The 25,551-nt window shown below is 73.8% G+C and carries 21 protein-coding genes and 1 riboswitch; of the genes, 10 read left to right on the forward strand and 11 right to left on the reverse strand.

Features of this window, described 5'->3' with window-relative positions:
• Positions 1-109: 109 nt before the first annotated feature.
• A riboswitch (M-box (ykoK) riboswitch) is annotated at positions 110-286 on the reverse strand.
• Positions 287-424: 138 nt separating this feature from the next.
• From ABTZ03_RS17820 to ABTZ03_RS17835, 4 genes are all read left to right on the forward strand, one after another.
• Positions 425-1,225, forward strand: coding sequence for an ABC transporter ATP-binding protein (locus ABTZ03_RS17820; protein WP_502894498.1), 801 nt, complete (start codon positions 425-427; stop codon positions 1,223-1,225).
• Positions 1,222-3,963, forward strand: a complete 2,742-nt coding sequence (locus ABTZ03_RS17825) for an FtsX-like permease family protein (protein WP_350513915.1) — start codon at positions 1,222-1,224, stop codon at positions 3,961-3,963. The genes ABTZ03_RS17820 and ABTZ03_RS17825 overlap by 4 nt, the downstream gene beginning before the upstream one ends.
• A gap of 250 nt (positions 3,964-4,213) precedes the next feature.
• Positions 4,214-4,549: a BlaI/MecI/CopY family transcriptional regulator gene (locus tag ABTZ03_RS17830; RefSeq protein WP_400922324.1), complete on the forward strand. Its 336-nt coding sequence runs from the start codon at positions 4,214-4,216 to the stop codon at positions 4,547-4,549.
• A complete protein-coding gene (locus ABTZ03_RS17835; protein WP_350513917.1) occupies positions 4,546-5,466 on the forward strand; it encodes a M56 family metallopeptidase in 921 nt (306 codons plus the stop codon). Before ABTZ03_RS17830 ends, ABTZ03_RS17835 begins: the two co-directional genes overlap by 4 nt.
• A gap of 29 nt (positions 5,467-5,495) precedes the next feature.
• Here the strand turns inward: ABTZ03_RS17835 and ABTZ03_RS17840 are convergent, their stop codons facing one another.
• The 3 genes from ABTZ03_RS17840 to ABTZ03_RS17850 all read right to left on the reverse strand — a co-directional run bounded on the left by ABTZ03_RS17840 (position 5,496) and on the right by ABTZ03_RS17850 (position 9,170).
• Entirely contained in the window at positions 5,496-6,518 is a 1,023-nt protein-coding gene (locus tag ABTZ03_RS17840; RefSeq protein WP_350513918.1) for an acetamidase/formamidase family protein, read from the reverse strand.
• On the reverse strand, positions 6,515-7,972 hold the full coding sequence (locus ABTZ03_RS17845; RefSeq protein ID WP_350513919.1) for an APC family permease: 1,458 nt from the start codon (positions 7,970-7,972) through the stop codon (positions 6,515-6,517). The genes ABTZ03_RS17840 and ABTZ03_RS17845 overlap by 4 nt, the downstream gene beginning before the upstream one ends.
• A gap of 124 nt (positions 7,973-8,096) precedes the next feature.
• Positions 8,097-9,170 carry a substrate-binding domain-containing protein gene (locus ABTZ03_RS17850; RefSeq protein ID WP_350513920.1) on the reverse strand — a complete coding sequence of 358 codons (1,074 nt, stop codon included), beginning with the start codon at positions 9,168-9,170 and terminating at the stop codon, positions 8,097-8,099.
• Positions 9,171-9,226: 56 nt separating this feature from the next.
• On the opposite strand from ABTZ03_RS17850, the gene ABTZ03_RS17855 reads away from it, so the two are divergent.
• Complete coding sequence (locus ABTZ03_RS17855) at positions 9,227-9,697, forward strand: MarR family winged helix-turn-helix transcriptional regulator (protein ID WP_350513921.1); 471 nt, start codon at positions 9,227-9,229, stop codon at positions 9,695-9,697.
• Between the two features lie 114 nt (positions 9,698-9,811).
• Positions 9,812-10,141 carry a DHCW motif cupin fold protein gene (locus tag ABTZ03_RS17860; protein WP_350513922.1) on the forward strand — a complete coding sequence of 110 codons (330 nt, stop codon included), beginning with the start codon at positions 9,812-9,814 and terminating at the stop codon, positions 10,139-10,141.
• 84 nt (positions 10,142-10,225) lie between these two features.
• Here ABTZ03_RS17860 and ABTZ03_RS17865 read toward each other — a convergent pair whose 3' ends face one another.
• Entirely contained in the window at positions 10,226-11,296 is a 1,071-nt protein-coding gene (locus ABTZ03_RS17865; protein ID WP_350513923.1) for a C40 family peptidase, read from the reverse strand.
• A 347-nt stretch (positions 11,297-11,643) separates the two neighbouring features.
• Between ABTZ03_RS17865 and ABTZ03_RS17870 the strand changes: the two genes are divergently transcribed.
• The 4 genes from ABTZ03_RS17870 (at position 11,644) to ABTZ03_RS17885 (ending at position 17,460) form a co-directional block, all read left to right on the forward strand.
• Complete coding sequence (locus ABTZ03_RS17870; RefSeq protein ID WP_350513924.1) at positions 11,644-13,512, forward strand: methylmalonyl-CoA mutase family protein; 1,869 nt, start codon at positions 11,644-11,646, stop codon at positions 13,510-13,512.
• Positions 13,509-15,752 carry a methylmalonyl-CoA mutase gene (scpA, locus tag ABTZ03_RS17875; protein ID WP_350513925.1) on the forward strand — a complete coding sequence of 748 codons (2,244 nt, stop codon included), beginning with the start codon at positions 13,509-13,511 and terminating at the stop codon, positions 15,750-15,752. Before ABTZ03_RS17870 ends, scpA begins: the two co-directional genes overlap by 4 nt.
• Positions 15,753-15,764: 12 nt before the next feature.
• On the forward strand, positions 15,765-16,757 hold the full coding sequence (gene meaB, locus ABTZ03_RS17880) for a methylmalonyl Co-A mutase-associated GTPase MeaB (protein WP_350513926.1): 993 nt from the start codon (positions 15,765-15,767) through the stop codon (positions 16,755-16,757).
• Positions 16,758-16,962: 205 nt separating this feature from the next.
• Positions 16,963-17,460: a phosphoribosyltransferase gene (locus tag ABTZ03_RS17885; RefSeq protein WP_350513927.1), complete on the forward strand. Its 498-nt coding sequence runs from the start codon at positions 16,963-16,965 to the stop codon at positions 17,458-17,460.
• 19 nt (positions 17,461-17,479) lie between these two features.
• Here the strand turns inward: ABTZ03_RS17885 and ABTZ03_RS17890 are convergent, their stop codons facing one another.
• From ABTZ03_RS17890 to ABTZ03_RS17920, 7 genes are all read right to left on the reverse strand, one after another.
• Positions 17,480-18,124: a response regulator gene (locus ABTZ03_RS17890; protein ID WP_350513928.1), complete on the reverse strand. Its 645-nt coding sequence runs from the start codon at positions 18,122-18,124 to the stop codon at positions 17,480-17,482.
• Positions 18,088-19,407: a sensor histidine kinase gene (locus ABTZ03_RS17895; protein WP_350513929.1), complete on the reverse strand. Its 1,320-nt coding sequence runs from the start codon at positions 19,405-19,407 to the stop codon at positions 18,088-18,090. The genes ABTZ03_RS17890 and ABTZ03_RS17895 overlap by 37 nt, the downstream gene beginning before the upstream one ends.
• A 145-nt stretch (positions 19,408-19,552) precedes the next feature.
• A complete protein-coding gene (locus tag ABTZ03_RS17900) occupies positions 19,553-22,138 on the reverse strand; it encodes an ABC transporter permease (protein WP_350513930.1) in 2,586 nt (861 codons plus the stop codon).
• Positions 22,138-22,968, reverse strand: a complete 831-nt coding sequence (locus tag ABTZ03_RS17905) for an ABC transporter ATP-binding protein (RefSeq protein WP_350513931.1) — start codon at positions 22,966-22,968, stop codon at positions 22,138-22,140. The genes ABTZ03_RS17900 and ABTZ03_RS17905 overlap by 1 nt, the downstream gene beginning before the upstream one ends.
• Before the next feature lie 147 nt (positions 22,969-23,115).
• Complete coding sequence (gene pcp, locus ABTZ03_RS17910; RefSeq protein WP_350513932.1) at positions 23,116-23,760, reverse strand: pyroglutamyl-peptidase I; 645 nt, start codon at positions 23,758-23,760, stop codon at positions 23,116-23,118.
• A gap of 34 nt (positions 23,761-23,794) precedes the next feature.
• On the reverse strand, positions 23,795-24,769 hold the full coding sequence (locus ABTZ03_RS17915; RefSeq protein ID WP_350513933.1) for a DUF979 domain-containing protein: 975 nt from the start codon (positions 24,767-24,769) through the stop codon (positions 23,795-23,797).
• Positions 24,766-25,500 (reverse strand): DUF969 domain-containing protein, encoded by a 735-nt coding sequence (locus ABTZ03_RS17920; protein WP_350513934.1) that lies wholly within the window; start codon positions 25,498-25,500, stop codon positions 24,766-24,768. Before ABTZ03_RS17920 ends, ABTZ03_RS17915 begins: the two co-directional genes overlap by 4 nt.
• Positions 25,501-25,551 lie beyond the last annotated feature (51 nt).

Consider the following 25,551-nt stretch of genomic DNA (forward strand, 5'->3'; position numbering starts at 1 on the left):
TGTGGCCCGGACTATCACAGTCCATGTCTCTCGCCTCCTCCCGGTCGGGGGCGCACCGTCTGTGCGCCGCATCACGACACGGCAAGGAGCACACCGGTCGCAGGAGACCGGTCCACCCCAACTCGTCAGAGCTTTGGCACTCCACGGCGTGTCCAGCCGGATCGGCCGGAAGCCACTTGGGGTCAACCCTTAACTCGGGAAGACCTGTCCTGAACCTGGGCGTCTCTCGACGTCGTCGGGTCAGTGGCCTGTGTCCGTGAAGACGCCTCACCGAACGAGGTGCCTTTTCAAACCTCGAAAAGCATAGCCCCGGCGCGGCCGCCCCATGTCACCTTTTCGGCTGATCGTCGACACCTTTGTAGAACCTTGACCGAATCCGGGACGGCTTGTGCATCCCCTGGCGGCATATATAGTTCACCGACATATGCAGCTGAACAGCTCACGAGGGGGAACTGTGTCCCACATCGATCCGAGCCGGCCCGCGCCCGTCCTGCAGCTGGCCGGGGTCTCCCGGGTGCACGGCCGCGGCGCCGCCGAGGTGAACGCCCTGCGCGGGGTCGACCTGACCGTCCACGCGGGCGAGTTCGTCGCCGTGATGGGCCCGTCCGGCTCCGGCAAGTCGACCCTGCTCACCCTGGCCGGCGGGCTGGACCTGCCCAGCGAGGGCCAGGTGCTGGTCGAGGGCGTCGCGCTCGGCGGCCTCGGCAAGGGCAAGCTCGCCGACCTGCGGCGACGCTCCGTCGGGTACGTCTTCCAGGACTACAACCTGATCCCGGCGCTCACCGCCGCCGAGAACATCGCCCTGCCGCGCGAGCTCGACGGCGTCTCCGGCCGCACCGCCCGCCGCGAGGCCCTCGCCGCCCTGGAGGAGCTCGGCATCGGTGAGCTCGCCGACCGCTTCCCCGACGACATGTCCGGTGGCCAGCAGCAGCGCGTCGCCATCGCCCGCGCCCTGATCGGCGAGCGCCGACTCGTCCTCGCCGACGAACCCACCGGCGCGCTCGACTCCGCCACCGGCGACGCCGTGCTCGCCGTGCTGCGCGCCCGCTGCGACGCCGGGGCGGCCGCCATGATGGTCACCCACGAGGCCGCGCACGCCAGTTGGGCGGACCGGGTGATCCACCTGCGGGACGGCGCGGTCGCCTCGGAGAGCGTCGGACGCCGCTCCGGCGGCTGCCCGGCCGCCGTCCACCGGCCCAACCACCTGGACGGGGCGGCCCGATGAGGATCGGAGCGTGGAAGGTCGCGCTGCGGATCGCCCGGCGCGACGCGCTGCGGGCCAAGGGGCGCAGCGCCCTGATCCTGGCCATGATCGCGCTGCCCGTCCTCGGGGTCACCGGCGCCGACGTGGTCCACCGCAGCGGGCAGCTGACCCCGGGCGAACGGGTCGAGCGGGTGGTCGGCCGCGCGGACGCCCTGGTCACCGCGCTCAGCCCGGGCCAGACCGTCGAACAGGCCCCGGTCGCCGAGGACGGTGCCTTCGTCGCCCAGCCCCGGCCCGGACAGCAGCCCACGCCCGAGCAGCTGAAGGGCGCGAGCACCGATCCGGCCACCCTGGTCGGCTCGCTGCTGCCGCCCGGCAGCACGCTCACCCCGGTCCGGAGCGGACCGGAGACCGGCGCGACCTCGCCCGAGGGACTGGTCCGCACCCTCACCACCGAGGCCGACCTCGGCGACCCGGTCTGGCACGGCCGGCTGAACCTGGTCAAGGGCCGCGCCCCCGGCGCCCCGCACGAACTGGCCGCCACCCAGGCCTTCCTGGACCACTCCGGGCTCCCGCTCGGCGGCACCACCACCGTCCAGGGGCTGGAGCGCACCACCTTCACCATCACCGGTGTGGTGGAGCACCCGGACGACCTCGGCAAGGTCGAACTCGTCGCCAGGCCGGGCGAGTTGCTCGACCAGCTGGCCGCCGCCGCGGACCCCGCGGACCCCGGCGCCAAGCAGGCCCAGGGCGGGCACGGATCCTGGCTGGTGCACCTGCCGGGCGGGGTCGCCCTCGACTGGGCCCGGGTCCAGCTGTTCAACGCCCACGGCTACACCCTCACCGCGCGCTCGGTCGCGCTCGACCCGCCGGCGGAGCGGGCTGTCCCCTACTACCGGGACTCCACCGTCTTCCACGACCCCGCCGACGGCAACAGCACCAAGGTCGTGGTCGCCACCGTGACCGGGATGGGCCTGCTGGAGGTCGCCCTGCTCGCCGGGCCCGCCTTCGCGGTCGGCGCCCGCCGCTCCCGCCGCCAGCTCGCCCTGCTCGGCGCCGCGGGCGGCCGGCGCGGCCACATCGGCGCGGTGGTGCTCGGCGGCGGGCTGGTGCTCGGCCTGGCCGGGGCAGCCGTCGGCGTGGTCGCCGGCACCGCCGTGGTCGCCGTGCTCCAGCCGGTGGTCGAGGAGGTCGGCGGCGCGCGCTTCGGACACTTCGCCCTTCCCCCGCTGGACCTGCTGGCCATCGCCGGGGTCGGCCTGTGCACCGCCCTGCTCGCCGCCGCGCTGCCGGCCTGGCAGGCCGCCCGGCGCAGCGTCACCGCCGGGCTCACCGGGCGGGACACCGTCCGGGCGCCCAGCCGCCTGGTCACCGTGGCCGGCGTGGTGCTGATCCTCGGCGGCGGCGCGATCGCGATGTACGGCGCCGGCGCGGTGAGCCACGGGCGCACCGTGGTCAGTACCTACGACGCCCGCACGCTGATCGTGCTCGGCGGCTCGGTCGCCGCCGAACTCGGGCTGCTGGCCTGCACCCCGGTGCTGGTCGCGCTGTTCGGCCGGTTCGCCGGACGGCTGCCGCTCGGCCCCCGGCTGGCGCTGCGGGACTCCGCCCGCAACCGCTCGCGCACCGCGCCCGCCGTCGCCGCGGTGATGGCCGCGGTCGCCGGGGCGGTCGCCATCGGGGTGTACAGCACCAGCACCGACGCCGAGAACCGGCGTGACTACCGGCCGCAAGCTCCTTACGGCGCCGTGCAGTTGACCAGCCACCGGGACGGTCCGCAGGCCGCCGAGCTGCCGGCCGCGGTGGAGCAGGAGCTGACCGGGCTCGGCCAGCGCGCCGACATCGGCCAGGTGGTCTACAAGTTCTGCGACAACTGCTCCAGCGCCGTCCAGCTCAAGGGCCCGGTCGACTGGCACACGCTCAGCGCACCGCCGCACCTGGCCACCGGCGACGCCACCCTGCTGCACAACCTGTTCGACCTCCGCGATCCGGCGGCCGAACAGGCGCTGGCCGCCGGGAAGTTGCTGGTCTTCGACCGCACCCTGGTCGGCGCCGACGGCAAGGCCGTGCTGATGCTGCGCGGGGGCGGCGGCGCGCCGCTGCAGCCCGGGCAGATCCCCAAGCCCGACCTCCAGGAGGTCCCGGTGGACGCGGTGCTGGTCGACAACCCGAACGCCGCCCGCTTCGCCCAGGGGCTGATGCCCGCCTCCGCGCTGGCCAAGCTCGGTCTCGCCTCGGCGCCCCAGGGCGCGGTCTGGCGCCCGGCCACCCCGCCCGACCGCAAGGCGCAGCAGCGGGCCGCGGCCGTCGCCGCCCAGCTGGACCACTACTCCGAGCTGGACGTCGAGCGCGGCTACCAGTCCAAGGGCGACGCGCTCACCCTCGCGCTCAGCGGCTTCGCCGCGCTGGTGGTGCTCGGCGCCGCCGGGATCGCCACCGGACTCGCCGCCGCCGACTCCCGGCAGGACCAGGCCACCCTGGCCGCCGTCGGCGCCCCGCCGCGGATCCGCCGGACCATGGCGGGCCTCCAGTGCGGGCTGATCGCCCTGCTCGGGGCGCTGCTGGGGGCGGCCAACGGCTTCGTCCCGGCGGTCGGGCTGCTGAAGTCCCGGGCCAGCGGGTTCGGGTCGAAGCCGATGATCCTCAGCGCGCCGTGGGGGGAACTGCTGCTGGTGGTGCTGGTGCTGCCGGTGGTGGCGGGGCTGCTCGCGGCGCTGTTCACCCGCTCCAGGGTGCCGCTCGCGCGGCGGCTGTCCTGAGCGCCCACTCCGACCCGAGCACCTGCTCCGGTCACCGGGCGAGCACCTTCGACACCTGCTGAGCACGACCCGAGCACCACCCGGGCACCTCCCGGATCCCGTGGGCGCCCGTCTCCGTCACCCGGAGGCGGGCGCCCGGCGCTCGCCGTACCATGGGCCGCGTTCCAGCGGGCGAAGGGCGCCGGCGACCGGTTCGGTGAGGGAGACGAGGGCGGTGCTACGGGGTTTCGGCGATCTCGAGGCCGAGATCATGGACCGGCTCTGGTCCTGGGGCCGGCCGGCCACCGTGCGCGAGGTGGTCGACGACCTCCAGCGGCAGCGGGCGGTGGCGTACACCACCGTGACCACCGTCGCCGACATCCTGCACACCAAGGGCTGGCTGCGCCGGGACAAGGTCGGCCGCGCCTGGGTGTACGAGCCGACCTGCACCCGGGAGGCGTACACCGCCGAGCTGATGCACCAGGCGCTGGAGACCACCCCCGACCGGGCCGGCGCGCTGCTCCGGTTCGTCGACCGGATCAGCGGGGACGAGGCGTCCGCACTGCTCGCCGCCCTCGAACAGGTGAAGGCCCGGGACGCCGAGTGACGCTCGCCCTGCTCGGCCTCCACCTGGCCGTGACCGGCGTGCTGCTGCCCCGCCGGCTGGTCGGCTCCGCCCGCCTCCGGGCCCGGCTGCAGGCCCGGCCGGCGCTCGGCGCGGCGCTCTGGCTGGCCCTGATGGCCTCCTTCACCGTCGCCCTGGTGCTCGCGGCGCACCACGCGTTCGACCCCGCCGCGCACGAGCCGACCGGGCTGCTCGGCCTGCTCCCCCACACCGACCGGCTCGGGCCGGTCGTGCCGCACACCCACGACTGGTGGCTGCTGGCCGCCGTCGGCGCGGCGCTCACCGCCGTACTGGCAGCGGTCGGCGCCCGGGCCGGACGGGCCCGGCGGCGGCACCGGGCGGTGCTGGACCTGGTCGCGGTACGGGACCGGCGCTGGGGCGCGCTGGTGCTGGAGCACGCCCGGCCGACCGTCTACTGCCTGCCCGGGCGGCGCTCCCGGGTGGTGCTGTCGCGCGGGGCGCTGCGGCTGCTGGACGACCGGCAGTTGGCCGCGGCCGTCGCCCACGAGCACGGGCACCTGCGCGGCCGCCACCACCTGTTCCGGCTGCCCGCCGACACCTTCGCGCTGCTGCTGGGCCCGCTGCCGCTGGCCCGGCTGGGGCGCTCGGAGGTGGCGCTGCTGTTGGAGATGGCGGCGGACGATGCGGCGCTGCGGTCGGTGTCCCGGAGTGAACTGGCCTCGGCGCTCTGCGCGTTGGCGACCTCCGGAGCGACTCCGGGGGTCGCTCCCGGGACTGCTCCCGGGGACGCGTTCGGAGTCGCCTCCACCGGGGTGCTGGACCGGGTGCGCCGACTGGCCCGGCCGGGCGGCGACCGGCGGCGTCGACTGGCCTGGGGCCTGGTGGTGTCGACGCTGCCGGCGCTGCCGTACCTGCTGGCCTGCGCGCCGTACCCGTAACGGTGGGGTGGCGGTCGGCGGGTCGGCGTCTAGCGGTGCCGCAGGTACGCCGCCGCGCTCTCGCGCAGCCGGTCGTGCAGGCCGTCGTAGGCGCGGGTCCGGCCCAGCACCCGCTTGGGCAGCTTGGCGACCATCGTGTAGTTGGTGTCGCAGACGTTCGCGGCCGGGGCCAGGCCGGCCTGGCTGACCAGCTGGTAGGCGTCCAGCTGGTCCAGGCCGAGCAGGCCGCCGGTCCAGCCGACCAGGTCGTGCTGGCTGATCCGGAAGGCGTCCTCCAGCGGGCGGGCGGAGCCGGTGCTGATCAGGAAGTCGTCGTTCTCCAGCCGGGGCCAGGCCGGTCCGCCGCCCTTGACCAGGTCGACGATCACGGTGGTGCGCATCGCCGCCTCCACCGCCGTCCCGCAGACCTCCCCCTCGCCCTGGCGGGCGTGGCCGTCGCCGATGGCGAGCAGGCCGCCCTCGACGTTGACGCCGAAGTACGCCGTGGTGCCGGCCCGCAGCTCCGGGGTGTCCAGGTTGCCGCCGTGGGCGCCCGGGGTGATCGAGGCCAGCACCTCCCCGGCCGCCGGGGCGACGCCGACCGTGCCGTGCATCGGGTCCAGCGGCAGGTCGACCGTGAACCCGCCGTGCCGGGCCCGGAACCGGCAGAGGCCGGCCTCGACGTCCAGGTCGTAGACCCAGACCCGTTCCTCCAGCGGCTGGTGCAGCATCGCCGTGCTGTGGGTCGCGGTCAGTGCGCCGAAGTGCGGGAAGGTGCTGGAGATGCCGTGGTCGCGGGCCGGGGTGATCTCCACGAAGTGCACCGCGAGCAGGTCGCCGGGCTCGGCGCCGGCCACCGCGATCGGGCCGGTGACCGGGTTGAGGTAGGGGAAGACGCACACCTGGCTGGGCAGGTCGCCGGTGCCGCGCACCTTGCCGCCGAAGCAGTCCTCGGTGCTCAACTCGACGACGGCGCCGGGCCGGACGGTCAGCAGCGGGGCGCGGCCGCCGAAGGTGTAGGCGTAGTCCTCGGGGGTCGGGAACAGCTGAACGACGGTCTCGGGCAGGCTCACTTGCTCTCCTCCGGAGTGGTTTCCACGGTGGGCACGGTGTCGGTCTCGGTGCCGGTGCCGGTCTCGGTCTCGGTGACGGCGAGTCGGGGCCGGCGGCCGGTCGCCATCAGCCCGGTCAGCACGACCGCGCCGATCAGCAGCCAGACGAAGCCCAGCCGCTGGGCCGCGATATTGGCGTTGACGACGACGTACCCGAGGATCGCGAAGCCGATCGCGGGGGCGATCAGGTGCCGCCAGTAGTCCCTGCTGCGCTGCCGGACCAGGTAGTGGACGACCACCGCCACGTGCAGGACCAGGAAGGTGGTCAGCGCCCCGAAGTTGACCAGGGTGCTGAGCAGGGTGATGCCGTCCTTGCGGGAGGCCGTGTAGAGCCCGAGCACCAGGGAGATCCCGGCGGTCAGCAGGGTGGCGTTGACCGGCACCCGGCGGGTGGGGTGGATCCTGGCCAGGAAGGCGGGCAGTTGGCGGTCCCGGGCCATCGCGTACAGCAGCCGCGAGGTGGCCGCCTGGGCGACCAGGGAGTTGGCGAAGCCCCAGGCCACGGCGGTGGAGGCGGCGGTGAGCGTGGCGAGCCAGCCGCCGGCGGCGGTCCGGGCCGCGTCGTAGAAGGCGGTGCCGTTCGGATCGCCGTCCCGGATCAGGGCGTCCGGGTCGGACACCAGCAGCGAGGCCACCCAGGTCTGCACGATGAACAGCGTGCCCGCCAGCAGCAGCGCGGCCACCATCGACCGGCCGATCGCCTTGGTGGAATCCCGGTTCTCCTCGGAGAGGGTGGAGATCCCGTCGAAGCCGAGGAAGCTGAGCACCGCGACCGAGACCGCCCCGAAGACCAGGCTCCAGGAGAAGGTGTGGGCGTTGTAGAGCGGGGTGAGGTCGAAGCCCCGGCCCTTGCCGGCGGCGAGGGCGATCACCCCGACCACCACGAACAGGGCCAGCACGACGAGTTCGCCGATCAGCATCGCCTTGTTGACCTTGGAGGTGGTCTCGATGCCCAGGTAGTTGACCGCGGTGTTGAGCAGCACGAAGCCGATCAGCCAGAGCCAGACCGGGACGGACGGCACCAGGGAGTTCATCGCGACGCCCGCGATCAGGTACAGCAGGCCGGGCACCAGCACGTAGTCGAGCAGGATCATCCAGCCGGACAGGAAGCCGACCGGGGCCGCGATGCCGCGCCCGGCGTAGGTGTAGACCGAGCCGGCCATCGGGAAGGCCCGCGACATCTGGGCGTACGACAGGGCGGTGAACATCATCGCCACCATGCCGAGGACGTAGGCCAGGGCGACCATGCCGCCGGAGCCCTGGAAGACGCCGCCGAAGATGCCGAAGGGCGCGATCGGCACCATGAAGACCAGCCCGTAGACGAGCAGGTCGGTGAAGGTCAGGGAACGGCGGAGTTCCTGTCGGTAGCCGTAGCTCTCGATGCCGTCGGGCTGGGGCGCGGGTGTGTCGGCCATGGTGCTCTCTCTCCGGGACGACCCTGCGGGTGTGTGGGGAGACCGTAGGGGAAAGTATTTCCAGATGGAAGGGTTTTGTCGCGGCGTTCCGACAGCCGAGAAGCGCGTGGCGAGCGGGGCGCGCTCAGCGCAGGACTGCGAAGCCGAGGCCCTCGGCCCGGGCGAGGTGGACCGGGCGGCCCTCGGCGGGCAGCAGCCCCCGCGCGGCCCGCGCCAGCCCGTCCGGGGCCAGCGAGCGGCGGGCGGCCAGTTCGGCGAGCAGGCTCAGCCCGTCGTACAGGCCCACCGCGTACGCGTCCAGGACGGGCGCCCACGGCCCGCACAGTGCCCGGTGCCGTTCGGCGAGGCCCTGCCGGCGCTCTTCCTCCAGGGTGGCGAAGGAGGGCATGGCGGCGTACAGCAGGCCGGTGTCGTCACCGCCGAGCGCCAGCAGGCCATTCTCCTCCAACGCTCCGGAGAGCCGGACCAGTCGGTGGTCCAGTCCGCTGCGGCGCAGCGCCCGGTTGAAGTGCACCTGATCCCGCCCGATCAGGCTGAGCAGCAGGGCGTCCGCCCGGCTGGCGCGCAGCGCGTCCAGCAGCGGCTCGACCGCGCCCTCGACCGCCCCGAAGGGGATCCGCCGCTCCAGCACCACCCGGGCGCCGGTGCGGACGACCAGGGCGGTGGCGGCGCGGTGGACGGAGCGCGGCCAGATGTAGTCGTTGCCGATGAAGGCCCAGCGTCGGAGATGGTGATGTTCCGTCAGCTCGTCGACGGAGAGCGAGAGTTGGGCCAGCGGGTCGACGCCGGTGCAGAGCACCCCGGGAAGTCGGGACCCGCCCTCGTGCGGCGGGGTGTAGACGTAGGCGACCCGGCCGGCCGCGACCGTCTCGACCGCCCGGTGCACATCACTGGTGTGGCAGCCGGCCAGCGCGTCCACCGCCCCCGCGGCCAGCAGCGGCCGCACCTCGGCGGCGACCCGTTCCGGGGTGCCGCCGCCGTCCACCAGCACCAGTTCCAGCGGCCGGCCGAGCACGCCGCCGGCCGCGTTCACCTCGTGCGCGGCGAGCAGGGCGCCGTCCAGCGCGGAGGGGCCGGTCAGGCCCAGCGGACCGGACTGCGGCACGACGAGGCCCACCCGGAACACCGCCCGCTCCCGGCCGTCCCGCGCGGAGTGCAGCGCTTCGAGCGGATCGATCAGCACGGCCTCGACGCTCACCAGTGCGAGTATCGTCGTGATGTCGGCCTCGGGAAAGACCGGAAGGGGAGGAACGGATGGCTTCGAGCGACGCCGCACCGACCGGAGTGGCGACCGGAGCGCTGCGGGCCACCGGCGCCGCCCCCGGGCCGCTGCTGGTCGAACTGGTCGCCCTGGCGCACCGCCGACTCTCCTCCGGCCTGGCCGCCGCCCTGGCCGAGGAGGACTGCACCGTCGACCAGTGGCGGGTGCTGCGCGCCCTCGCCGACGGGGAGGGCCGTCTGATGGGCGAGCTGGCCCAGACCCTGCTGATCCCGCAGGCGAGCCTGAGTCGACTGGTCGACCAACTGGCCGACCACGGCTGGGTCTACCGGCGCCAGGACGACCAGGACCGCCGCCGGATCAGCGCCCACCTCTCCCGCCAGGGCCGTACCCGGCTGCGCCGGCTGGACGCCCTGGCCGCCGCCCACGACGCCGCCGTCCGAAGGGCCGGCGGCCTCGCCGACCCGACGCAGGCGCTCGCCCTGGAGCGGCTGGCCGGGCTCTGAGCCCGACTCCCCTTCGGCCGGGGTGGGTTGACCGCCGCGCGGACCCCGGCCGACTCTCCTGCCGCTGACGGCATCCGCCGGACGGGCCGGACCCGGGCGCCGTACGGTGGCCGGATGGAACTCATCGGCTTCCCCTTCACCTCGACCGACTGGAGCACCGTCCCCGAGCGGCGCAAGCCGGGTGAGCACGGCGAAGTGACCAGTCGGGTGCGGGAGTTCGGCGGGGTACGGGTCCGTCGGGTGGACTACAGCGCCGGGTACGTCGCCGACCACTGGTGCCGCAAGGGGCACGTGCTCTACGTCCTGGCGGGCGAGCTGGTCACCACGCTGGACGACGGCCGGGTCGTGGTCACCGGCCCGGGCTGCAGCTACCAGGTCGCCGACGAGGCCGAGGCGCACCGCTCCAGCGCGCCGAAGGGGGCCAGCCTGTTGATCGTCGACTGACCGGCGGCCGGGCGGGTCGTCGGCGACGACCCGCCCGGGGGCGGCGCTACGGACGGCTACGGACGGACTGCTACAGCCGGACGGCTACGGGCGGACGGCGCCCATGTACGGCATCGCGGAGATCGGCAGGACCTCGACGTTCTTGCCGGTGCGCGGGGCGTGGATCATCTTCCCGTCGCCGATGTAGAGGCCGACGTGGTGGATGTCGTTGTAGAAGAACACCAGGTCGCCGGGCTGGAGGGCGTCGCGGGAGACGCGCGGGCCGTCGTTCCACTGGTCCTGCGACATCCGGGAGAGCTTGACCCCGGCCGCACGGTAGGCCGCGCCGGTGAGGCCGGAGCAGTCGAAGCTGTTCGGGCCGGTGGCGCCCCAGCCGTAGGGCTTGCCGAGCTGGGCCTGGGCGAACGCGATGATGGCGGCGGCGCGGCCGCTGGCCGGCGGGGCCGGGGTGCTCAGGTCCGGGCGCGCGGAGGAGCGGGAGGCGCGGTCGGCATCGGCCGCTTGCCGGGCCTCGGCCTTGGCCTTCTCGGCGGACTGCTGGGCGTTGACCTTGGCGCGGTCCTCGGCGCTCAGCTTGTTGAGCATGGCCTGGGCCTGGGCGAGCTTGGCCTGGATCTGCTGCTTCTTCCCGGCCAACTCGGTGCCCACCGAGTCGAGCTGGGCGAGCGTGGCGGTGGCCTCGGCGCGGTCCTGGTCCAGCTTGCGCTGCTCCTCCTGGGCCTGCTTGAGCAGGGCCGACTGGCTGTCCGCGACCTGGTTCTGCGCCGCGGCGCGCTCCAGGTAGCCGGCCGGGTCGGAGTCGAGCATCAGCCGGACGGAGGGGTCGATGCCGCCGTTGCGGTACTGGTCGGCGGCGACCGCGCCGAGCCGGGTGCGCAGCTCGTTCATCGCCTCCTGGCCGCGGGCGACCTTCTCCTGGATCCGGTTGGCCTCGCCCTGCAGCTTCTGCTGCTTGTCCTGGAAGCCGTTGTACTGCTCGACGGACTGCTCGGCCTCCTCGTTGAGCTTGTCCACCTGCTCTTTCACCGAGGCCAGGTTCGGGGTCGGCTCGGCGTGGGCGGTACCGGAGGCGAGCACCGCGCCGCCGGCCATCGCCGTGGTGAGGACCGCCATGCGGGCCCGGCTCGGGGGGCTGGGCTTGCGGCGCTTTCCCATCGGGGTGGGATCTCCTTCGGGGGACGGGCGGGGGCCCGGAGACACGTGCGGGCACGCGAAAGGTCGGCGAAGACGGGCGGAGCCGTACGGGGGATGCCGTCCCCGCCCGCCTTCTTCGAAGTAACTTAATAGATGAGTGCCGGGGTTCCGCAATCCCCCTGTTCCGGGCATCTTTCCGGGCACTTCTCCGAGCACGTCTCCGGCACTCCACGACCCCCGCCGGGCCACCCCGCGGCACTCCCCGTCGGACGGAGTGCTGACCGGGCGCTCAGAACGCGCCAAATCGAGAACAAGGTCACACGCGACGCCCCTGCTCCGGCCATGCGAACGGGCGCTAACCTGCGGACATGAAGGTCCCGCCCGAAAGGCTCCCCCTCGCCGCCGAGTTCCCGGCCGCGCACCGTGAGCAGTGGCAGCAGCTCGTCGAGGGCGTGCTGCGCAAGTCCGGTGCCCAGCCCGAGGACGGCGCCGCCGCCGAGCAGGCGCTCACCACCGCGCTCCCGGACGGGCTGCGCGCCCGCCCGCTGTACACCGCCGAGGACACCACGGCCGAGCCCGGGTACCCCGGCTTCCCGCCCTTCGTCCGCGGCGGGCGGCCGCAGGGCTCCGCCGTCTCCGGGTGGGACGTACGCCAGCGGCACACCGCGCCGGACGCCCGGCGCGCCAACGAGGCGGTCCTGGCCGACCTGGAGCACGGCGTGACCTCGCTCTGGCTGGAGCTGGGCGGCGAGGGCCTGCCGGTCGCCGCACTGCCCGAGGCGCTCGCCGGGGTGTACCTGGACCTGGCCGCGGTGGCGCTCGACGCGGGACCCGAATTCACCGACGCCGCCGAGCAGTTGTTCAAGCTGTACGAGGAGCGCGAGGTCTCCCCCGGCTCCGCCGCCGGCAGCCTCGGCGCCGACCCGCTGGGCCTCCAGGCCCGGACCGGCTCCGCCGCCGCGACGGACACCCTGCTCGCCGAGGCCGCCGCGCTGGCCGTCCGCTGCGCCGCCGGGTACCCGCAGCTCCGCGCGCTCACCGTGGACGCCCTGCCGTACCACGAGGCCGGCGCCTCCCCCGCCCAGGAGCTGGGCTGCGCGCTCGCCACCGGCGTCGCCTACCTGCGCGCGCTGACCGCCGCCGGACTGTCGGTGGACGCCGCGCTCGGGCAGCTGGAGTTCCGCCACGCCGCGGACGCCGACCAGTTCCTCACCATCGCCAAGTTCCGGGCCGCGCGCCGCCTCTGGGCCCGCGTCGCGGAGGTCTCGGGGGCCTCCGCCGACGCCTCCGCGCAGCGCCAGCACGCCGTCACCTCCCAGGTGATGATGACCGCCCGCGACCCGTGGGTGAACATGCTGCGCACCACCGTGGCCTGTCTGGCCGCCGGGGTCGGCGGCGCCGACGCCGTCACCGTGCTGCCCTTCGACAGCGCGCTCGGCCAGCCCGACGCCTTCGCCCGCCGGATCGCCCGCAACACCCAGGCGATCCTGCTGGAGGAGTCCCACCTGGCCCGGGTGATCGACCCGGCCGGCGGCTCCTGGTACGTCGAGCAGCTGACCGACGAACTGGCGCGGGCCGCCTGGGCCTGGTTCCAGGAGATCGAGCGGGCCGGCGGCCAGTCCGCCGCCCTAGGCTCCGGCCTGGTCGGCGAGCGGATCGCCGCGACCTGGGCGGAGCGCTCGGTCAGGCTCGCCAAGCGGCGCGAACCGATCACCGGCGTCAGCGAGTTCCCGCACCTGGACGAGCAGCCGCTGGTCCGCGAGCCCGCCCCCGGGCGCCACCCGGGCGGGCTGCCGCGGGTGCGCCGCGCCGAGGCGTACGAGGCGCTGCGGGACCGCTCGGACGCCCACCTCGCCGCCACCGGCGCCCGGCCGAAGCTGTTCCTGGCCTCGATCGGCACCGCCTCCGCGCACACCGGGCGCACCACCTTCGCGGCCAACCTGTTCCAGGCCGGCGGCATCGCGACGTCCGCCGTCGAGGGCGTCGACCCGGCGGCGTTCGCCGACGCGTTCCGGGCCTCCGGCGCGACCGTCGCCTGCCTGTGCTCCAGCGACGCGGTGTACGGCGAGCACGCCGGCGCGGTCGCCGAGGCGCTCAAGGCGGCCGGCGCCCGACGGGTGCTGCTGGCCGGACGGCTCGCCGAACCGCCCTCCGGCGTCGACGAGTTCATCTCCGCGGGCGGGGACGCGATCGCCGTCCTCACCTCCCTGCTGGACCTCATTGGAGTGGCGCGATGATCCCCGACTTCACCGGCATCGGGCTGGACGGCGACGGCGCCGGCGACACCGGCAGCGGCAGCGGCAGCACCGGCACCCGCCCGGGCGTCACCGACGAGCAGTGGCAGGCCGCCTGGCGCCGGTCCACCGGCAAGGACGTCGACGAGCTGGTCTGGGACACCCCCGAGGGCATCGCCGTCAAACCGCTGTACACCGCGGCCGACCTCTCCGGCCTGGACTTCCTGGAGACGTACCCCGGCATCGCCCCGTACCTGCGCGGGCCGTACCCCACCATGTACGTCAACCAGCCGTGGACCGTCCGCCAGTACGCGGGCTTCTCCACCGCCGAGGAGTCCAACGCCTTCTACCGCCGCAACCTGGCGGCCGGCCAGAAGGGCCTCTCGGTCGCCTTCGACCTGCCGACCCACCGCGGCTACGACAGCGACCACCCGCGGGTCACCGGCGATGTCGGCATGGCGGGCGTCGCCATCGACTCGATCTACGACATGCGCCAGCTGTTCGACGGCATCCCGCTGGACAAGATGTCGGTGTCGATGACCATGAACGGCGCCGTGCTCCCGGTGCTGGCGCTGTACATCGTCGCGGCCGAGGAGCAGGGCGTACCGCCGGAGAAACTGGCGGGGACCATCCAGAACGACATCCTCAAGGAGTTCATGGTCCGCAACACCTACATCTACCCGCCGCAGCCGTCGATGCGGATCATCTCGGACATCTTCGCGTACACCTCGCAGAAGATGCCCCGGTACAACTCGATCTCCATCTCCGGCTACCACATCCAGGAGGCCGGCGCGACGGCCGACCTGGAACTGGCCTACACCCTCGCCGACGGGGTGGAGTACCTGCGCGCGGGCCTGGACGTGGGACTGGACGTGGACGCCTTCGCGCCGCGACTGTCGTTCTTCTGGGCGATCGGGATGAACTTCTTCATGGAGGTCGCCAAGCTGCGCGCGGCCCGGCTGCTGTGGGCCAAGCTGGTCAAGCAGTTCGACCCGAAGAACGCCAAGTCCCTCTCGCTGCGCACCCATTCACAGACCTCCGGCTGGTCGCTGACCGCCCAGGACGTGTTCAACAACGTCGCCCGTACCTGCGTGGAGGCGATGGCCGCCACCCAGGGCCACACCCAGTCGCTGCACACCAACGCCCTCGACGAGGCGCTCGCCCTGCCGACGGACTTCTCCGCCCGGATCGCCCGCAACACCCAGCTGCTGCTGCAGCAGGAGTCCGGCACCTGCCGGGTGATCGACCCCTGGGGCGGCTCGGCGTACGTCGAGAAGCTCACCCAGGACCTCGCCGCCCGGGCCTGGCAGCACATCCAGGAGGTCGAGGCGGCCGGCGGCATGGCCCAGGCGATCGACGCGGGCATCCCCAAGATGCGCGTCGAGGAGGCCGCCGCCCGTACCCAGGCCCGGATCGACTCCGGCCGCCAGCCGGTGATCGGCGTCAACAAGTACCGGGTGGAGAACGACGAGCAGATCGACGTCCTCAAGGTCGACAACTCCTCTGTGCGGGCCCGGCAGTTGGAGAAGCTGCGGCGACTGCGCGAGGAGCGCGACGAGGCCGCCTGCCAGGACGCGCTGAACGCGCTGACCCGGTCCGCCGAGGCCGGCCCGCAGCGCGGCGGCTCGCTCGACGGCAATCTGCTGCACCTGGCCGTCAACGCGGCCCGCGCCAAGGCCACCGTCGGCGAGATCTCGGACGCCCTGGAGAAGGTGTACGGCCGCCACTCCGGCCAGATCCGTACCATCTCCGGTGTGTACCGAGACGAAGCCGGCCCGTCGGCCCCGCTGCAGCGCACCCGCGACCTGGTCGAGCGGTTCGAGCGGGCCGAGGGCCGCCGACCGCGCATCCTGGTCGCCAAGATGGGCCAGGACGGCCACGACCGAGGCCAGAAGGTGATCGCCACCGCCTTCGCCGACCTGGGCTTCACCGTCGACGTCGGCCCGCTGTTCCAGACCCCGGCCGAGGTGGCCCGCCAGGCCGTCGAGGCGGACGTCCACATCGTCGGCGTCTCCTCACTGGCCGCCGGGCACCTCACCCTGGTGCCCGCGCTGCGCGCCGAACTCGCGGCCGCGGGGCGGGAGGACATCACCATCGTGGTGGGCGGCGTGATCCCGCCGCAGGACTTCGACGCCCTGTACGAGGCCGGCGCGGCGGCGGTCTTCCCGCCCGGGACGGTCATCCCGGAGGCGGCGTACGACCTGCTGAAGTCGCTGGCGGCCGATCTCGGCCACGAGCTGTGATCGCCTGATCCGATGCCTCCCCGGACGATCGACCTCGACAGCTATGTGACGGGTGTCCTCGACGGCTCGCGCGCCTGGATCGCGCGCGCCGTCACCCTCGTCGAATCCAGCCGCCCCGACCACCGCGCGCTCGCCCAGCAGCTGCTGCAACGGCTGCTGCCGCACGCGGGCGGGGCGGTCCGGGTCGGCATCACCGGCGTGCCCGGTGTCGGCAAGTCGACCTTCATCGACACCTTCGGGACGATGCTCACGGGCTCGGGGCACCGGGTGGCCGTGCTGGCCGTCGACCCGACGTCGACCCGGACCGGCGGCTCCATCCTGGGCGACAAGACCCGGATGGAGCGGCTGGCGGTGGATCCCGCCGCCTTCGTCCGGCCGTCGCCCACCTCCGGGACGCTGGGCGGGGTCGCCAAGGCCACCCGGGAGTCCATGGTGGTCATGGAGGCCGCCGGGTACGACGTCGTGCTCATCGAGACGGTGGGGGTGGGCCAGTCGGAGACGGCCGTGGCGGGGATGGTGGACACTTTCCTGCTGCTCAGCCTGGCCCGCACCGGCGACCAGCTGCAGGGCATCAAGAAGGGCGTGCTGGAGCTGGCCGACGTCATCGCCGTCAACAAGGCGGACGGGCCGCACGAGCGGGACGCCAAGGCTGCCGCACGCGAACTGGCCGGTGCGCTACGGCTGTTGCAGCCGCCGGACGCGGCGTGGACACCGCCGGTGCTCACCTGCAGCGGGCGGGACGGGGCCGGGCTGGACGTCCTGTGGGAGCGGCTGCAGCAGCACCGCAAGGTGCTGGACGCGACGGGCGCACTGGCGGCCAAGCGGCGGGAGCAGCAGGTCGAGTGGACCTGGTCGATGGTCCACGACCAGCTGTACGCGCGACTGCACGAGGACCCGGAAGTACGGCGGCTGAGCGGGGAGCTGGAGGCCCAGGTGCGGGCCGGCACGCTGCCGGCGGGGCTGGCCGCGCAGCGGATCCTGGAGAGCTTCTTCGGTACTGATTGAGGGAATTGGGGAGCATCGCCACCATCGTCGACGGTGTCGTGGTCGAGGCGGGTCGGCCGGGGAGCCCAGGTCATGAAGCAGACCCTGGAAACTCTCCGGCGGTCACACCCGGCGACGAACCACGGCTGGGGGGCAGGGGGCGCGGCTGGACTGGTCTGGGGGAGCGGATTCGCCTCCGGGGCGGGTCTCAAGGAGACTGGGCAGCGTGACTGATGTGCGAGAGATCCTGGATTACCAGACCTTCGGCCGGGCCGTGCGCGAGCTGGCGCAGACGATCGCCGACGACGGCTACGAGCCCGACCTCGTCCTGAGCATCGCCCGGGGCGGCGTGTTCGTGGCGGGCGGTCTGGCGTACGCGCTGGACTGCAAGAACATCCACCTGGTGAACGTCGAGTTCTACACCGGTGTGGGCACCACCCTCGACATGCCCGTCATGCTGGCGCCCGTACCCGCCGCGATCGACTTCACCGACAAGAAGGTGCTGATCGCCGACGACGTCGCCGACACCGGCAAGACGCTGAAGCTGGTGCACGACTTCTGCCTCGACCACGTCGCCGAGGTCCGCTCCGCCGTCATCTACGAGAAGTCGCACTCCCTCGTCCAGTGCGAGTACGTGTGGAAGCGGACCGACGACTGGATCGAGTTCCCCTGGTCGGGGGAAGGCCCGGTCGTCAAGCGGCACGGCCAGGTGCTCGACGCCTGAGTGGCGCAGGGGCGCCCGGTCAGGCGTTGAGGTAGGCGAGGACGGCGAGGACGCGGCGGTTGCTGTCGCTGTCCGGGGGCAGGGTGAGCCGGACGAAGATGCTGGAGATGTGCTTGGCCGCGGCGCCCTCGGTGATGGCGAGGCGGTGGGCGATGGCGGTGTTGGAGCAGCCCTCGGCCATCAGTTCCAGGACTTCGCGCTCGCGGGCGGTGAGGGTGGCGAGCGGCCGGTCGCGGGCGTGGCTGACCATCAGTTGGGAGACCACGGCCGGGTCCATGGCGGTGCCGCCGGCGGCGACCCGGCGGATGGCGTCGATGAACTGTTCGTTGTCGAAGACGCTGTCCTTGAGCAGGTAGCCGATGCCGCCGGTGCCGTCGGCGAGCAGTTCCCGGGCGTACATCTGCTCGACGTGCTGGGAGAGCACCAGGATCGGGAGTCCGGGGCTCTCGCGCCTGGCCTGGAGGGCGGCTCGGAGGCCCTCGGTGGTGAAGGTGGGCGGCAGCCGGACGTCGACGATCAGGAGGTCGGGGCGGTGATGGGCGGCGGCTTCGAGCAGGGCGGGGCCGTTGTCGACGGCGGCCACGGTCTGGAAGCCGTAGGCGTCCAGGAGTTGGATCAGGCCCTGCCTCAGCAGGAAGAGGTCTTCGGCGAGGACGATGCGCACGGTATCTCCATCGTGATGGTGGTCGGGCCGCCCGGCGGGCTGGTGAGGTCGAGGGTGCCGTCGAAGGTGGCCAGTCGGCGGCGGATGCCGTGCAGGCCGGTGCCCGCCGTGGGGTCGGCGCCGCCCCGGCCGTCGTCGCGGACGCGGGCGTGCAGCACGGCGCCGTCATGGCGGACTTCGACCCGGACGTGCTCGGCGTCGGCGTGCTTGAGGGCGTTGGTGAGCAGCTCGGAGACCGCGAAGTACAGGGCGGATTCGAGCGGTGGCGGCAGCTCGCCCGGGAGGTCCACCAGCACCTCCGCCCGCAGCGGGCTGGCCAGGCCGAGGGCGCGCAGGGCGTCGGCGAGGCCGCGTTCGGCGAGGACCGGCGGATGGATGCCGCGCACCAGGTCGCGCAGCTCACGCAGGGCGGCGACGGAGGAGGTGCGGGCGTCGCGCAGCAGGCGGCGGGCCTCGTCCGACTCGTCGCCGAGGTGGCGTTCGAGCGCGCCGAGGGTGAGGCCGAGGCCGACCAGCCTGGCCTGGGCGCCGTCGTGCAGGTCGCGTTCGATCCGGCGGAGTTCGGCGGCGGCCGTGTCCAGGGCGCCGGTGCGGGTCTCGGCGAGGTGCTGGACCCGGAGGGTGAGCCGGGAGCGTTCGGTGGGGCCGAGCAGCAGGCGGGTGAAGTGGGCGTGCGGGATGAGGAGCAGCGGGCTGTACCGGACCCAGGCGACGAAGAGCGCCACGGCCGCCAACGCGCCCAGGGCGGCGGTGGGTTGGCTGTGGATCGGGATGAGGAAGTACTCGCGGCCGGTGCCCTGGGCGCGGAGGACGGGCCGCCACAGGCCAGCGGCCAGCGCGAGGCCTTCGAGGACGTAGTAGAGCACCGCGGCGGGGAGGAAGCCGGTCATGCCGACGACCGAGTTGAGCAGCAGCCAGAGCAGGTCCCGCCAGGTGGCGGGGTCGGTCAGGATCCACTTGCACCGGCGGATCCAGCCGACGATGTCCTGCTCGAACTCCTGGGGTGCGGGCCGGTAGGGGACGTCCACCGGGACCCCTGACCGGGCGGCCGCACGCCGGTTGGCGTTGCACAGGCGGCGGACCCACCCGGTCACGATCGGCAGCATCAGTGCGCCGATGCCGATGACGACGAGGATCACGAAGTAGCTGGTGATCAGGAAGAGGGCGAGGGAGAGCACGGCGCCGAGGGCGATCAGCACGCCGATCACCAGGTCGGCGCCGGCCCTCCGCAGTCGGGCGGGGAAGGCCTGCGGGCCACGGGCGGGGCGGTGGGTGAGGGGCATCCGAACGATCGTCCCTCCGTGACGGCAGCGGTCCCGCGGGGCCGCTTCGGACGAGCGTCCCACACGAATGTCTGATACGAGAGTCTCACATAGATGTACCACACGGCTGTCCGATACGGACGTACGTCCTACTCCGCCCCGTCGGTCAGGCTCCGGACCCGACCGTTTCGATCGGCGGTGTCCGCATCCCCCGCCAGGACGGCACCAGGGTCGCACCGAGGATCAGGGCGAGCGCACCGGCGGTGACGGCGAGTTGGATGCCGATCGAGCCCTGCGGCAGTGCGCTGTGGGCCTTGACCAGGCCGTACGGCACGATCGTGGCCGCCGCGGCGACGGTGCCCAGGACGGTCGCGACGACGGCCACCAGGACGCCTTCGACGCCCAGCATGCCCAGCACCTGGGCCCGGGTGGCGCCGGTCAGGCGTTGCAGGCCGAGCTCGCCGCGGCGCCTGCGGGTCACCGCCACCAGGGTGTTGACCACGGTGATCGCCGCGTAGCCGACGATCATCGCGACGATGGTGTAGTTCGAGGCGGCCAGGATCTGCTGGATCTGCCGGCCGGGACCGGCCACCGCGGGATGGTCGACGACGGCCGTCCCGGGCAGCCCGGCCGCCAGCCCGTCCAGGCCGGAGCGGATCCGGGCGGGGTCGGTGCCGGCCGCCGCCCGGACCAGGATCCTGGTCGGCAGGCCGGTGGTGGTGTGCGCGGCCAGCACGTCGGCGGGCAGCAGCAGGTACTGCTCACCGGGGTCGCCGGGACGGCCGGGGTCGCCGGGGTCGGGGTCGCCGCCGTACTCGGCCACCACCGTCGGGTCGGCGGCGGCGCCGTCGCCGAAGTGGATCCGCAGGGTGTCCCCGACGCGGACGCCGAAGCTCTTCGCCTGCGCCCGCGACAGGGCCACCGCGTTCCCTCTCAGGTCCTCGATCGACCCGTTCAGCGCGCCGAGCGCGAGGGTCTGCCGGGCTCCGTCGGCCGAGACGCCGCGCAGGTCCACGGTGTCGCCGTGGCTGGCGGCGTCCACGAAGCCGGTGGAGTCGACCAGTTCGGAGGCGCCGGCCACGCCGGGGAGGGCCCGGACCGCGCCCAGCAGCCCCGGTGCGAAGCCGCCGGTCGAGCTGGACAGGGCGTATTCGGCCCGGACGCCGAGCGCCCGGCTCCGGGCGGAGACGTGGTCCTCGGTGGACTGCATGGACAGGGTGCCCCCGGCGATGCCGATCAGCAGCACGATCGGCGCCACCGCGCTTCCGGTGCGCACGTGCTGGGTCGTCGCGTTGCGCAGCGCCAGGTACCCGGACAGCCCGGAGAGGGCGCGCACCGGCCGGCCGACCGCCGTCACGACCGCCCTGGTGATCCCCGGGGCGAGCAGGGCCAGGCCGATCGAGCACAGGACCGAGGCCGGGCCGGCGGTGCTCGCCAGGGTCGGGCCGTCCGTCATCACGGTGGCCGTGACGACCGACAGCCCGGCGCCGCCGGCCAGCAGGAGCAGCGCCGTCAGCAGCCGACCGGTGGTGAGCCACCGGCCGGGCACGGTGCTCTCGGCCAGGGCCGCGACCGGCTCTGTCCGCGCGGCCCGGCGCCCGGCGAACAGCGCCGCGCCGAGGGCGGCCGCGACCGCCACCAGGGCACCGACGGCGACCGGGATCCAGCCCTGGTGGAAGGTGATCTCCCGGGCCACCACGCCGTGATCGGTCAGCTGCCGGTACAGCGACTCGCCGACCACCCGGCCGGGGACGACCGCGAGGGCGGTGGCGAGCCCGGACAGCACGGCGGTCTCGCCGAGGACCATCCGACGCACCTGCCGGGAGGTGGCGCCGACGGCCCGCAGCAGGGCCGTCTCACGGGCCCGCTGCTGGAGCGAGAGCCCGAGCATGGAGGCGACGCCGAACAGCACGATCAGCACCGCCCAACTGCCGAAGACCGCCGCCAGGATGGTCACGGTCCGCTGCCCGGAGAGTGCGCCCGGCAGCTCGGCCAGGCCGCGCCGCTCGCCGGTGAGCACCGTCGCCGTGCCGCCCCCGGCCGACGCCACCGCCCGTGCCACGGACCGCTCCAGGCCCGCGAGGTCGACGCCGGGGGCCGGCCGGACCCCGATGGAGTCCAACCGTCCGTCGGTACCGGCCAGTTGGCGTGCCTGGGCGTCGGAGAAGAACAGGCCCGGGCGGAGCGACCAGCCGGTGTCCTGGCGGGCGATGCCGGACACCGTGAAGGTCCGGAGGGTGCCGCGCACCGTCACCTGCACGCCGGAGCCGACCGTGGCGCCCGCGTCGGCGGCCAGCCCGGTGTCGAGGACCACCTCGCCGCTGCCGGGGGCCGCGCCGCCGGTCAGCCGGTAGGGGGTCAACCCGGCGGCGCTCCAGTTGTGGCCGTTCGAGCCGGCGCCGACCGCCCGGCCGCCGACCACCACGGTCGCGGGGAAGGACAGGTCGGGGATCGCACTGCCGACACCGGGCACCGCCGTGACGGTGTCGAGCAGGCCCGGGTCGATCCGGCGGCGCTCGCCGAGCGCCGTGGAGCCGGAGGAGCCCGTGGAGTCGGTGGTGTCACGGGTCTGCTGACCGGTCACCACGATCGGCACCCCGGCCAGGCGCTGCGGCGGGGCCGCCATCCGGACGCCGGTCTCCAACAGGCCGCCACAGGCCATCACGATCGCGGCGCCGAGGAACATCGCCGTGAAGACGGCGATGAACCCGGCCCACCGGAACCTCAGTGTGCGCAGGGCCAGCAGCCACATCAGCGGCCACCTCCCGGCCCGGCGTCGAAGGAGGCGGCAGAGGAGGAGGAGGCGGGGCCTGCGGGAACGGGGTCGTCCTCCCAGGCGCCGAGCCGGGTCATCCGGGCGGCCACCGCGTCGGCGGTCGGCCGGTGCAGTTCGCCGACGAGACGGCCGTCCGCGAGGAAGACCACCCGGTCGGCGTGGGCGGCGGCCACCGGGTCGTGGGTGACCATGACCAGGGTCTGCCCGCCGACGGTCACCGCTTCGCGCAGCAGGGCGAGCACGGCCGCGGCGGTACGGGTGTCCAGCGCGCCGGTCGGCTCGTCGGCGAACACCACGGCGGGCCGGGTGACCAGGGCGCGGGCGATCGCCACCCGCTGCTGCTGCCCGCCGGAGAGTCCGCCGGGCAGGTGGTCGAGCCGGTCGGCCAGCCCGACCCGGTCGACCACCGAGAGCACCCGCTCCCGACTCGCCCGCCGTCCAGCCAACTGCAGTGGCAGCACGATGTTCTGATGCACCGTCAGCGACGACAGCAGGTTGTACGCCTGGAAGACGAAGCCGATCCGGTTGCGGCGCAGCTCGGTCAGCCGCCGCTCGTCCAGGTCCGCGAGGTCGGTGCCGCCGACCAGCACCCGGCCCGACGTGGGCCGGACCAGCCCGGCGGCGCAGTGCAGGAAGGTGCTCTTGCCGGACCCGGAGGGGCCCATCACGGCGGTGAAGCTGCCGGTGTCGAAGCCCAGGTCCAGCCCTCTGAGCGCGGCCACCGCGCCGTCGCCCCTCCCGTAGGTCTTCTCGACCGCTTCCAGCCGGACGGCCACGGCCGGCCGTTCGTTCCCTCGGGTCCGCACTGGGTCTCCCCCCGATCGGTCGCGCCCCTCGCGCGAGCTGCTATCGACCGTAGGAGTCGGGCCGTTCGGGCACATTGGGCTTCCCTGGGGTGTCCGGGGTAGAGGTTTCTCCACCCCGGACCCGGAGGTTCCGTCACCCCGGCGGCGTCAGTGGGTCGCCCCTTCCGGGACCCGGAGGTCGGCGGTGCGGGACGCGGCGGCGGTGAGCAGGGCCCGCACGGCGTCGGCGACGGTGTCGGCCGGCAGGGAGGGCTTGGTGCCGTCGAGGACCTGCTCGGGCAGGGCCGGGATGTGGACGAACCCGCCGCGCACGGCGGGGTGTTCGGTGGCGAGCAGGTGCATCAGGGCGTAGAAGACGTGGTTGCAGACGAAGGTCCCGGCGGTGTGCGAGAGGGAGGCGGGGACGCCCGCCTCCCGGACGGCGGCCACGCAGGCCTTGACCGGCAGGGTGGCGAAGTACGCGGCGGGGCCGCCGGGGACGACGGGGAGGTCGACCGGTTGCCGGCCGGCATTGTCGGGGATGCGGGCGTCGTCGATGTTGACGGCGACCCGCTCGACGGTGACGTCCGGTCGGCCGGCCGCCTGGCCGAGGCAGACGACCAGGTCCGGGGCGCAGTCCGCGATCGCCGTGCGCAGTTCCTCGGCCGCCCGGCCGAAGACGCAGCCCAGCCTGACGGCGGTGACCAGGAGCCCCTCGGGCGGCTGGTCGGCGACCAGCCGGGCGACCTCCCAGGACGGATTGACGTCGGCACCGTCGAACGGTTCGAAGCCGGTGAGCAGGACCCTGGTCATGGGGCGGCCTTTCGGAGGTGGGGAGGGGAGCGGGTCAGAACGCGAAGAGCGACATGATGACGATGTTGCACGCCAACAGCGCTCCGGCCGTGGGCAGTTGGGCCTTGATCGGACCGTACTGGTCCTTGAGTTCGAGCAGGGCCGCCGGGACGAGGTTGAAGTTGGCCGCCATCGGGGTGACCAGCGTGCCGCAGAAGCCGGCCAGCATGCCCACCGCCAGGACCACCGCGGGGCTGCCGTGCAGCTGGGTGATCAGGATCGGCCAGCCGATCGCGGCGGTCATCACCGGGAAGGCCGCGAAGGCGTTGCCCATGATGATCGTGAACAGGGCCATGCCCAGGCAGTAGACGGCCACCGCCGCGTACTTGCTGCCGTCCGGGAGGACGTGGGTGGTGAGCCGGCCGATCTGGGTGCCGACGCCGGCGCTCTGGAAGATCGAGCCCAGCACGGCGAGGAGTTGGGGCAGCAGCAGCGCCCACCCCATCGCCTCCAGCAGCCCGCGACCGGAACGCAGGGCGGTCACCGGGTTGCGTTCGCGGGTGAGCAGCAGCGCCAGGCCCAGGCCGACGAGCGTACCGATCCCGAGGCCGAGCAGCGTCTCGCTGCCGGTCTGCAGCAGCGGCAGCCGCGCACCGCCGAGGTGCACGCCCTTGAGCAGCGTGCCGCAGGCCAGCGCGACCAGCGGGAGTGCCAGCGCGGGGATGAACAGCCGGCCGCCCAGGCGGGCGGCGGAGGCGGCCCGCTGCTCCGGGGCGGCGCCGGTGGGGGTGCCGCGGCCGGTGAAGCCGCAGCCGGCCAGACCGATCATCACCAGGACGGCGACGCCCAGCGGTGCGGCGGGCGCGCTCTTGTCGGCGACCCAGCTGCCGTAGACGAAGCTCGCGCCGAGCAGCCCCCAGAAGGCGGCCGTACCGTACCGTCGGGGGTTGCCCCGGTCCACCGCCATCTGCGCGGCCGACGCCAGGAAGATGGCTCCGACCAGCCAGTACAGCCACTCGACCTTGATCACTTGCTCGGCTCCTCGATGCGGACGGCGGTGGCGGTGGCGGTGGCGGCCGGGCCGCCCGCCGGGGCGGATTGGTCCCGGGCGAGGGTGCGGTCCAGCCGCAGCAGCCGGGCGCCGTGGATGAGGGTGGCGCAGACGGCGGTGGGGACGGCCCACAGCGCGAGCTGCACCGGCTCCAGGTCGGTGTGGTAGGTCGCGTTGACGAAACCCGTGATCAGCAGGATCGAGCCGACGGCGAGGAAGCAGTCCTCACCGAAGAACAGGCCGATGTTGTCGGCGCTGGCCGCGAAGGAGCGCAGCCGTTCGCGGGCCTTGTCGGTCAGGGTGCCGTGGCGGCGCTCGGCGGCGGCCTCCGCCATCGGCACCACCATCGGGCGCACGGCCTGGGCCGGTCCGCCGAGTCCGGTGAGGCCGAACGCGGCGGTGAGCTGGCGCACCACCAGGTAGGACGCGAGGACGCGTCCGGCGCTGGCCCTGGCGAGCTTGTTCATCAGCGTGCGGGCCTGCTCCTGGAGGCCGTGGCGCTCCAGCAGGCCGATCAACGGCAGGGTGACGGCGATGACGGTCACCGAGCGGCTGGAGGCGAAGCCGGTGCCGAAGGCGTCCAGGACCTTCAGCGGGCTCATCCCGCCCAGCAGTCCGGTGAGGACGCCTGCGGTGCCGACGACGAGGAGCGGATTGCGCCGAGTGGCGAACCCGGCCACCACGACGAGGATGCCGACAAGAACGATCATGTTCCTGACCGCCTTTCAGAGGACCTCCGTCCGGCAGGTGGCCGTTCGGGC

This window comes from Kitasatospora sp. NPDC096077, from assembly GCF_040303245.1.
Lineage (GTDB): Bacteria > Actinomycetota > Actinomycetes > Streptomycetales > Streptomycetaceae > Kitasatospora.